The sequence below is a fragment of the Streptomyces sp. NPDC059169 genome (assembly GCF_042755225.1).
GTDB lineage: Bacteria > Actinomycetota > Actinomycetes > Streptomycetales > Streptomycetaceae > Streptomyces.
Window position 1 is genome coordinate 676,137 of sequence record NZ_JBHZCF010000001.1, and the last position, 10,244, is coordinate 686,380.

Annotated in this window: 8 protein-coding genes; 2 read left to right on the forward strand and 6 right to left on the reverse strand. The window is 74.1% G+C overall.

Features of this window, described 5'->3' with window-relative positions:
* The first annotated feature begins 258 nt into the window (after positions 1–258).
* Both ACFXOM_RS03035 and ACFXOM_RS03040 read left to right on the forward strand, forming a co-directional pair.
* Complete coding sequence (locus tag ACFXOM_RS03035) at positions 259–795, forward strand: DUF5946 family protein (protein ID WP_384935281.1); 537 nt, start codon at positions 259–261, stop codon at positions 793–795.
* Between the two features lie 7 nt (positions 796–802).
* On the forward strand, positions 803–1,267 hold the full coding sequence (locus tag ACFXOM_RS03040) for a DUF5946 family protein (protein ID WP_384935279.1): 465 nt from the start codon (positions 803–805) through the stop codon (positions 1,265–1,267).
* On the opposite strand, the gene ACFXOM_RS03045 is transcribed toward ACFXOM_RS03040, so the two are convergent.
* From ACFXOM_RS03045 to ACFXOM_RS03070, 6 genes are all read right to left on the reverse strand, one after another.
* The gene (locus tag ACFXOM_RS03045) at positions 1,260–1,868 is read right to left on the reverse strand and encodes a hypothetical protein (protein WP_385036799.1); all 609 of its coding nucleotides are present in this window, start codon (positions 1,866–1,868) and stop codon (positions 1,260–1,262) included. The genes ACFXOM_RS03040 and ACFXOM_RS03045 overlap by 8 nt on opposite strands.
* Entirely contained in the window at positions 1,865–3,226 is a 1,362-nt protein-coding gene (locus ACFXOM_RS03050) for a cytochrome P450 (protein WP_384935274.1), read from the reverse strand. The genes ACFXOM_RS03045 and ACFXOM_RS03050 overlap by 4 nt, the downstream gene beginning before the upstream one ends.
* Positions 3,227–3,235: 9 nt before the next feature.
* Positions 3,236–4,462: a cytochrome P450 gene (locus tag ACFXOM_RS03055; RefSeq protein WP_385036801.1), complete on the reverse strand. Its 1,227-nt coding sequence runs from the start codon at positions 4,460–4,462 to the stop codon at positions 3,236–3,238.
* A gap of 91 nt (positions 4,463–4,553) precedes the next feature.
* The gene (locus ACFXOM_RS03060) at positions 4,554–5,636 is read right to left on the reverse strand and encodes a lantibiotic dehydratase C-terminal domain-containing protein (protein WP_385036803.1); all 1,083 of its coding nucleotides are present in this window, start codon (positions 5,634–5,636) and stop codon (positions 4,554–4,556) included.
* Positions 5,623–8,637, reverse strand: coding sequence for a hypothetical protein (locus tag ACFXOM_RS03065; protein ID WP_385036805.1), 3,015 nt, complete (start codon positions 8,635–8,637; stop codon positions 5,623–5,625). Before ACFXOM_RS03065 ends, ACFXOM_RS03060 begins: the two co-directional genes overlap by 14 nt.
* Positions 8,634–10,241 (reverse strand): nitroreductase family protein, encoded by a 1,608-nt coding sequence (locus tag ACFXOM_RS03070; RefSeq protein ID WP_384946093.1) that lies wholly within the window; start codon positions 10,239–10,241, stop codon positions 8,634–8,636. Before ACFXOM_RS03070 ends, ACFXOM_RS03065 begins: the two co-directional genes overlap by 4 nt.
* Positions 10,242–10,244 lie beyond the last annotated feature (3 nt).

The window sequence follows — 10,244 nt, forward strand, 5'->3', positions numbered from 1 at the left end:
CGGTGGGCGGCACGTCCAAAGGACACACGCTACCGGGATCCGGGCACTCCCGCGCGCTGGACGCAGCCGGGCACCGTACGCGGTGGTCCCGGCGGCGACCGGCAACGGGCGGATCCCCCGTGGCTCCCTCGCGTCCCGATTACTCACCGGACCCGGGCGAGCCCCGCTGGTAGTGTCCGAATTCGGGCCGGTACGAGTCGGCCCAGGGGGGCCGGGCGGGCGCGCGGGCCGAGGACGCACACAGGGACGGACGACGTGATGACCGCGGGACACGACTCACCACGACCGGTGCGCTGCTCCGGCTGCTCTGCCCGGGTGGCGGACGTCGCCGGCCCCGCACACCCCTACATGACCGGGGCAGCGGGGTGCTGGCAGGAGTTCTCCGAGCTGACCGCCGAACTCACCGACCCGGCCGTGCTGCGCCTGGCCACCGACGCCTACGCGGTCCAGCACCCGCACGGCGGGGCGGTCGAACGCCGCCAGCGCCAGTCGGTCGGCGTGCACCTGACCTCGCTCTGCCTCCACCTGGAACACGGGGTTCCCGAGCAGCGGATGCGCCGGGTCGTCAACTCCATCAGCCGGAAGGTGCTGCCACGGCTCGGGCGGGACGACTGGCCCGCCCTCGTCCCCCCGACCGACCTCGGTCCGGTGACCGTCCTCGACGTCCGCGGTGCCGCGCCGGAACAGCGTGCGGACGCCACGCGGCGCTGGGCCGCCTCGGTGTGGACCGCGTGGTCCGACGCGCACCGGACGGTCGACGACTGGGCCCGAGCGGTGCTCGCGGAAGGGAAGTGAGGACGACGTGACGAAGAGCGGGGACGCAGGCGAGGCCCTCGGCTGCGAGCAGTGCCGGGCGCCCTACATGGAGCTGCTCGCCGCCTCCTACAACGAGGCGGAACGGCAACCACTGCACCAGTTGCTGGTGGACAGCTACTTCGTGCAGCACCCCGGCGGCAGCGACCACCGCTCGGTGCAACGGCTGTCGATCTGCCTGATGACACTGGGCATGTTCGTGGAGGACGACGCCGACCCTCGCCTCGGGCCGCAGCTGCACCGCCGCATGGTCGCCCACGGCGGCTTCCGGCCGCTGGAGCCCCGGCCCACGGCCGAGGCGCTGCACGCCCGGATGTCCGCTGCGGACGTGGCGCACGCCGCGGACGTCCAGGAGTACCGCACGCTCCTCACCTCGTGGGGCGCGCAGGTGTGGGAGGCGTGGTCCGACCACCACGCCGAGGTGCGCGGGTGGATCGGACGTTCCCTCAGCTGACCGGGCCCTGCGGTCGCCGGGGGGCGGGAGGACCGGACGCATCCGGAACCGGTCCCGGCTCCGGGGGCACCGCCCCGGCCGGTGTCGGGGCCGTCCCGGGACCGGGGAGCGCCGTTCCCGGTGGCGCCGGGAACGCTCCGGTGGCGAGGGGAGCCGCTCCCGGCGCTGCGGGGATGAACGCGTCCGCGCCGGGGGGCACGAACTCCTGCGGCCGGGTCAGCGGCTCCGGCTGTCCGCTCCGGTACGCGAGGCCGACCCCGGTCAGTGTCCCGGCGACGCCGCCGAGCCCCTCGGTCGCCGCCTCCACGCTGAAGTAGCGGCGTTCCGTGGGCCGGTAGCCGATGAGGTCCACCACTTTGGACACCCCCGGTGGCCGCCCGTAGGCGGCCTCCTCGGAGTCCCAGAGGTACACGGCGCCCCACTGTTCGCCCTCGGGGCCGGTGGACGAGATCCACACCTTCTGCCGGAGTCCCGGGGTCTTCGCGTACGCCTCGACGGCGTAGTCGCGGAGATAGGCCCGCAGGGAGGCGACCGTCTGCCCGGAGCGGCCGAGGTCCCAGAGGATCACGGTGCAGTACAGCTGCGGCGCCTCCCCGGTCATGACCACACCGCCCGGAGCTCGCGCGGATAGCGGTGGAAGAGGTTTCCGGTGAACTCCACCTCCGCCGGATCACCGTCGAGCCTCAGGTCGGGGAACCTCCGCAGCAGCCGGACGAACCCCTCCTGCAGTTCCACCCGGGCCAGGGAGGAACCGAGGCAGTAGTGGCTTCCCGCGCCGAACGCCAGGTGGTGGTGCGGGGCACCCTGGGCGAGGTCGAACACGTCGGGGCGTGCGGTGTGCGCTTCGTCCCGGGCGGCCGAGTCCAGGGAGATGAACACGGTCGCCCCGGCCGGGACGGTCACCTCGCCGAGCCGCACCTCCTCGGTGGTGACCGTGGTACCGGCGAAACCGGTGCCCGCCTGGGCGTACCGGAGGACTTCCTCCACCGCGGCCCCGGCCGTCACCGTGTCGTCGCGCAGCCGGGCCAGTTCGTCCGGGTGCTGGAACAGCGCGAGCAGGCCGTTGGCGAACTGCACGGCGGTGGACTCGTAGCCGGCGGTGGCGAGCAGCATCACGGTCGACAGCAGATCGTCGTCGGACAGGCCGGACGCGGGTTCCGCCCGGCGGAGCAGTAGCCCGAGCAGCCCCTCGCCGGGTGTGGCGCGCTCCTTGCCGACGAGTCGGCGGGCGCAGCCGAGCAGCGAGCCCATCGCCTCGCCGAAGGCTGCCGTGGAGGGGGCCGCCGCCCGGACGCGTTCCGCCCAGGTACGGAAGTCGGGGTGCAGTTCGTCGGGCAGATCGAAGAGTGCGCACAGCACCCGGACCGGCACCTGGTAGGCGAAGCCGGAGACGAGGTCGACCGGCCGGGGTCCCTTCTCGAGTGCGTCGAGCACCTCCTCCACCGCCCGGCCGACCTCCTCCCGGAGGGACTCGGCGTGCCGGGGGGTGAGGACGGCGGCGAGTGCACCGCGCCAGGCCGCGTGGTGCTCGGGATCGGCCAGGGACATGCCGAAGTCGAACGGCCCGCCGGGCGATGCTCCCCGCGGAGCACCCTGGGGCCCGGGTGTTCCCGGTGGCCGGGCACCCGGTGCGGGGGGCCGCGGGACGGCTGCGCCCGGCGGGCCCGGTACGCCCGGCGGGGGTACGGCCGCCCCCGGGGGCACCGGAGCGCCGTCGGGAGGCACGGGAGCGCCCGGGGGCCGGCCGTCCACCGCCCCTTCACGAACGTGCCGCCGGCTGAAGCGCGCGTCGGTGAGCACGGTGCGGACGTCGTCGTAGCGGGTCACGAGCCAGACGAGCGATCCGTTGGCCAAGCGGACCTGCGACACCGGTGCGTTCCTGCGGCGCCAGGTCAGCTCCTCGGGCTGCTGGAACGGGCACTTCTGCGGATAGGGGTAGACGCTTTCCGACGGTTCCACGAGGCCTCCTCAGACCTGTACCGGAAGGACGGCCGGGTAGAAGGTGAACAGATTGCTGGCGAGGGGCACGGCGTCGAGGTCGGGCTCGGCGAACCGGAGGGCCGGGAAGCGCGCGAGCATCCGCGAGACGCCCTCCTGCATCTCCACCCTGGCCAGTGCGGCACCGAGGCAGAAGTGGGGGCCGTGGCCGAAGGCCGTCTGCCGGTGCGCACAGCCGCGCGCGATGTCGAACACGGCGGCGTCGTCACCGAAGACCTCCTCGTCCCGGTTGGCCGAGGCGAGGGAGACGAAGACGGTGGAGCCGGCCGGGATCTTGGTCCCGGACAGCTCGACGTCCTCGGTGGTGAACTTGGCGATGGCATAGCCGGTGCCCATCTGGGCGTAGCGCAGGATCTCCTCGACGGCCCCTCCGATCAGCGCGGGCTCGGCGCGCAGCCGCCGCATCTGTTCGGGGTGGCGGAAGAGCGCGTAGAAGGCGTTGCCCAGCTGGACCGCAGTGCTCTCGTAGCCGGCCATCAGCAGGAGGATCACGGTGGAGACGAGTTCCTCGTTGTTGAGTCGTCCGTCGTCCTCGTCCCGCAGGCCGATCAGGGTGCTCAGCAGGTCGTCTCCGAGGTGCTTCCGCTTGCGGACGATGAGCCCGATCGCGTAGCGGCCGATGGACTGCAGCGTCTGGCCGAATTCGATGAAGGACGACTGCATGTCCCTGCGGGTGAGCCGGGCGGCGAGCGCGGTGAACTCCGGGCGTGACTCGGACTCCAACCCCAACAGGTCGCAGACCACCCGGATGGGCAGCTTGTAGGCGTAGTCCGCCATGAGGTCGAAGTGGCCCGCCTGCTGGGCGAGTTCGTCGAGCAGGTCATCGGTGTGGGCGGCGATGGCTCCCCTCATCGACTCGGCCTGCCGGGCGGTAAAGGCCTGGTTGACGATGCGCCGCCAGCGGGTGTGACCGGGAGGCTCGGATATCGAGCCGCCGAAGTTGAAGACCGGGCTGGACGCGTCTGCCTGGAAGCCGGTGTCGACGCGGGCGGCCCCCTCGCGGTTGATGGTGCGGCTGAACCGCTGGTCGGTGAGTGCCGCCCGTACGTCCTCGTAGCGCGTGATCAGCCAGGCCGGGTCACCGCTCTCCAGGCGTACGGGGGCGATGGGCCGGTTCTCCCGGATCCAGGCGAACTCCTCGGGCATCTCGAACGGGACGTGACGGGTGAACGGGTAGGTGCGGTCGGCGATGTCCACGGCTGTTCTCCTGTCGGTGCCTGGTGGGCGGTTCGTTCGTGGCGGCACGTGGGTGCGGGGCAGTGCCGGTTCCGGACCGGCCCGGATGTGTTCAGTAGCGGCCCGACGGCACACCGGGACCGGCGGCGAGCCGCTCCCGACGGTGGTCGCGCACCCGGTCGAGGAGGTCCGCGGCCGGGACCAGTCCGGCGCACGCGCTGACAACGTGGTGACCGAGGCAGCCGAGGAACGCCTCCTGCTCGGGAATCAGTCCCAGCCGGTTGTTGTGGGTGTGGAGGTAGCTGAGGAGCACGATCTGCTTCCGGCGCTCCGCCGGGGCGCGCGCTCCCCCCAACGTCACGGCCGGGAGCACCGTGGCGGAGGCGGCGGTCAGCCCCGCCCACGCCTCCCCGACCGCCACGGCGAAGGGGTCGTCCGCGGGCCGCCCGCCGGCGAGCAGACGTTCGGCGTGGCGGGCCGCCGCTCCCTGCCGCTGCTCCAACAGGTCGGGCCAGGTGTCGAGGAACTGGTCGAAGACGTACGGCGACCAGACCACGCAGTAGTGGGCGAAGAAGGCGGCCGTCTCCGCCGGGGAGAGCCGGGCGGCGGACAGCCCGCGGAGCATCATGGAGAACGCGGCGCCGAGCCGCTTGGCGGAGGACCCGCCGATGCTACGCAGGGCCGCCAGCGCCACCGCGCTGCTGCGGTCGAAGAAGCGCTCCGCGATCGCCACGCCCTCCGTACCGCCGTACTTGTCGTACTCGGGCGCGTACGGGACACGGTGGAGGGAGTCGGGCGGCCGGAGTTCGTCGGGCGCCTCCGACTCCAGCGCCGCCATCGTGGTCTGGGCCTCGCGGAACGCGTCGGGGTCGAAGCCGTACCCCCCGGGGGACGCCTCCAACTGGGCGGCGATCCGGTCGACCACGTCGTCGAACGTGCGTTCGCGGCGCTGCGGGTCGGCCGCGGTGAGCCGCAGCCTCAGTCGGATGTGGTGGCCGCCCTGCCAATAGCGGAGGAAGAACGCCCGGTCCAGTTCCCCCTGGCGGTACAGCGGGGTGAGGGCCGGGGCCACGGCGTCCACCAGGAAGTCGTCCTGGCCGGTGTAGCGGTGGACGTGCAGGCCGTACCACTCGGGGCCCGTACCGCCGGGAGCGGTGTCCGTACTCCCGGACCCGGGCTGCTCAGCGGTGTGCATCGTCGTCCCCCTCGGTGAGTCGGCGTGCGGCCGCCGGGATGCCGAGGGTGAGCTCGACGAAGAACTCCTCGGCGCTCGTGGCCAGGTCCCCCCGTCCGTCCGCCCGGTCGTAGTCGTCGGTGTGCGGCAGGCACTCGTGGAAGGTGACGGCACCGCCGTCCCCCGCTTCGGCCAGCTGTCTGGCGAGCACCTGGAGCAGGAACGGATTTCGGGCGTCGAGGTGGTGCGGCTTGTGCAGCCGGGCGGTGCGCGCCTGGAGCGCCCACTCCCGGGTCTCCGCGAGCAGGTCGCGCCCGCCGGGTGGGGCCGCCGGGGCGGCTGCCACCCGGAAGAAGGTGTGGCGGGGGATGCCCTGACGGATGCGCCAGCGGTCGAACTCGGCCAGGGCTGCGGTCTCCTGCCGTTCCAGCCCTTCGCGGCACGGCACGGTCGCCACCGGTGTCCGCCAGGACCGGCGGTCGAGCACCACGTCGCCGACCACCGCCCGGGGCCGGGTCCGCGCGGAGACCGGCGCGCCGCTGCGGCCCAGGGCCCGGCCCCGGGCGGCGTCGGCCCGGTCCAACTGGTCCCACAGCCCGCCGCGGTAGGTGCGCGTGGGAGCGAAGGAGCAGAGCAGTCGGTAGAGGCCGGGCGCCGCCGCGGGATAGAGGAAGTTGAGGGGGACGAGGTCCAGCGGCTGCCCGTCCCGGGCGGTGACCAGCGTCAGGGTCCGTCGTGCCGGATCCGGCACGACCGCCAGGTCGGCAAGGCCGAGGGTGGTACCGCCGGTGCCCGCCAGGGGGTCCCCGGTCACGGGGTCGACCATGTCGCCCAGGGCGGTACGGGCCACCGACCCCGGGTACACCAGCTCGTACGGACTGAGCCGGGGGTGCAGGTTGAAGTTGAGGCCCAGGACGGCGGTGATGTCGCACTGCCGGGGCGTGGTGGTGGCGATGTGGCCGCGCAGCGCCTCGGTGAGGCTCCATGCGTCCGGCCGGTCCGGTTCCAGCAGCTCGCAGAAGCGGGAGAAGAACACGCCATGCCCGGTGGTGATCCCGTTGACGACGGCGAGCCGGCGGTCCCGGTCCGTGGTGAACTGCACCCGGTAGGCGGCGGACCGCCAGGGCGCCAGCGACTGCGGGAGCCGGTCGGCGAATGCGCGCAACCGGTCCGGGTCCAGGCGGAGTTCGTCGCGACCACCGGCGCGCAGCTCGCAGCGCAGCAGCTCGGCGAACTCCTCCCGCAGGCGGCGGATGCCGTCGGAGTGCGGGTCGCCGACGCCGCTCGCCACGGCACTCGCACCGTCCGGGGTGAGCTCGGCGAAGGCGCGGTAGAAGTCGGTGAACGGCACCGGCCGGGCCCCGGCCCCGAAGCGGCGGACGAAGAAGGCGTACAGCCCGGCCTTCTCGATCGTTGCGTCGTCGAGGACGGGGACGATCCGCTGCAGGAGTTCCAGTGCCCACCGGTTGTCCTCCAGCAGCCGCGGCTGCCAGCTCCTGGCCGGCTCACGGGTACCCACGTCCTCGTAGATCACCGAGCGCATGGCCTCGGGCGCCGGGGCACGGCAGCCGCAGAGCGCGACGAACGCCTCGACCTGCTCGCGGACCGCGGACAGCAGCCCGGCGCGGCGCCGTGCGTCGGCGGCGGGGAACCGGTCCTCCATGGCTTGCAGCCGTTCGAACACCACGGCGCACCTGCCGGCCTGTTCGGTACCGAGGGCCCGCAGGCGGTGGGCGATGGCCTGGGCCGGACGCGGGTGCTGGTCCGGCAGCCCGAGACCGCGGTGGCACAGGCCCGACTGCACCAGTTGCTCCAGGGCGCGGGCCGCCGAGTCCGGGGCGAGGCCGGCCGCCACGAGCCGTTCCCGCACGTCGCGTTCGGGGACGTCGCCGTCGGCGAGCACCCGACGCAGCAGCCGCAGCAGGGCGGTGTCGCGGGCGGTGACCACCCGGGAGGCGCCGAAGGCCGCTTCCTCGGCTCCGTCGGGTGCCCGCCGGATCCAGAGGGCCCGGCCGTCCCGGACGGAGAGCGAGTTGTTGAGTCGGATCCGCATCAGGCGGTCGGCCCCGTCCAACCGATGCAGTTCGTACGCCATCCACGAGAGCAGTCCGGCGCTGAGCCGTGCTTGCACGGGTCGGCCCCGGGGCACGGTCCTGGCTCCGGCCGGACCTCCGTCGCCGACTCCGCTCCCCCCGCCCGCGTCGTCGGCGGCGTACGGGTGGTCCGGGGCCCAGGGGCGGGCGCCGATCTCGGTGAACGAGGCGAACGGGGACGGCTTGAGGACGACCCGGTAGGCGAAGCTGGTCAGGGTGTTCTCGGCACGGCGCCGCCTGCTGGGCTTGCGCCGCGCGGAGAACGGATCGGCAGCGTAGTCCAGCACGGTCCGCCAGGTGCGCTCGTCGGAGAGCTGCAGCCCGCGCTGGAAGTCCTCGTGCCGGGCGACGGCCGCCAGGGTCCGGCGCCCCGCGTCCAGTTCGGTCTGGAGCGCGGCCTCCGCCTCCTTCATCCACCGGGAACCCTCGGCCCGGTGCCGCAGCCAGCACTCCAGCAGTTCCCGAGAGGCCCCGTCGAGGAGCCGTGCGGCGTCGGGGACACCCGGGACCCGGTCGTTGTGGACGGCGCGGCGCAGACGCAGGATGTCGTGCCGCCGGTCCGCGGGCAGCACGGGCACGGCGTCGTGCAGGGCGTCCTCCAGGCGTTCGCGCAGCGCTTCGCGGCGGACCCTGGCCAGCTCGGCCCGGTCCAGCAGTGTCCAGGTCCGGTCCGGTACGAGTCCCCGGAGGGCGGACAGGTCGAGGGTTCCTCGGCGGAACAGGTAGTAGGGGCTGAAGCCGGCGCCCGACGACGACGGCGGCGGTGATGTCCGGTGCGGGGCGTCGCCGCGTCCCCGGTCTTCGCCGGCCGCTGCGCCCTTCGGCGCTGTCCGTGCCCCGTCTCCCCGCTGGGCCGCCCGTGCCGTCTGCTCCGCGCCTGCCGCCGGAGCCGTGCCTGCCGTCCGTGCCGTCTCTCGGTCGGTCGTCACCGTGGCATCACCGCAATCTCCCAGTTCGGGTCGGCGCGCAGTGCGCCCACGCAGACCTGCGCCTGCGTCCCGCTTCCGCTGTCATCGAGTCCGTACGCCCGGTCCACCCGCGCGACGTCGAAGCCCAGTACGGCGTGGCCGCTGAGGGCTTCGGCCGAAGCACCGAGGGTCAGTCCCTCCACCGCCGCCCCGACCGCGAGTTGCTCTTCGCGGTACGCCCGCGGCCCGCCCGCCCGCCGCCAGTCCAGCGCGGTGACCACGTGGACGGTGAACGCCGCGAGTTCGGCGTTGAAGGAGGCGGCGAACAGTGCCTCGTGGACCTGCCGTGCGCAGCCCTCGTCGGGTCCTGCGCCCACCGGGAGGAGGGCGCAGGCGTCCGGCAGGAAGCGGTACCAGCCGGCCGGGACGCCGCGGACGCGGTGCACCGCGCAGTAGAGCTCCGTCCCGACCGCCCGCGCACCGAGGCCGTCGGGGCACGCGCGGGCGAGCCGCCGCAGCGCACCGGTGCCGTGGTGCAGCACGGTGGCGAGGCTTCCGGCCGCCGCCTCCGCCCCGTTGAACAACCGACCGCGCGAGGCACGCCGGGCGAGCACCGCGGGAGCGAGCAGATCGACGGCGCGCGGCGGCGGGAGGGCGAACGCCTCGGCAGGGTCCCCGGCCGGGTGCACCGCCGCGTCCCCGGCGTGGCCGCCCTCGGACGCTGGGCGCGGGCCCCGGGGGCGGGTACGGACGGCCCGCTGCAGGGCGTCGAACTCAGCCGAGCGTTTGACCGTCCGGGACCGCTCCAGGACCGCCGGGGCGGCATCCGCAACGGTCGGCCCGAAGCCGGACGGCACGGCAGGGTCGCCGAGGGTCACGACCGCGTACGCCCCCTCCTCCGCCCCGTCCAGGCCGAGGGCGGCGCCCAGTGCGGCGTCGTCGAACGCCGACAGGACCCGGGCAGGGCCGGCCTCGGCCCCGGCCAGCCGGAGCGCTCGTCCGAGGGCGACGCCGGCGTCGACGGAGCCCAGCCGGGCGGAGAAGTCGCCGTACTTGTAGAAGTTCTTCCAGTAGCGGCTGGTGAGCACGAGCAGCGCTGGGGCGGGCGGCTCGCCGGCGGGCGGGCCCAGCGCGTCACGCATGGCCCGGGCTGCCGCGCCGCCGGCCAGCCGGACGAGTTCGTGCCGATAGGGGTCGTAGTGGCAGACCTGGTCCGTACCGGTGAGGACGGTGTACACCTCCGTCGGGTACATCGCTCCGCCGGACGGTACGGGTCGGCGCAGCAGGACTTCGGGGCCGTGGTGCGGCCGGGGATCCGTCGGGGAGGCGTGCACGCCGCCCGCCGGGTCGGACCGCACCCGGCTGATCGCGAAGCAGCCGTACAGGACGCGGTGCAGGGCTGCGCCGAGCGGATCGGCGTCGCCGGGCCGCAGCCGGAGCCGCTGCCCACCGGTGTAGACCTTCACCGGCCAGGGCCCGTCGTGCCAGTCCACCCGCCAGCCGTCCGGATTGGCCCGGCGCGGGTCGAGCCGGAGGCGGGAGGTGTAGGCGTACACCTCGTCGGTCGTGGGGTCCGTCGGTCCCGCGGCCGCGGATCCGGGTGCAGGCAGGCGCGGCTTGGCCATGGC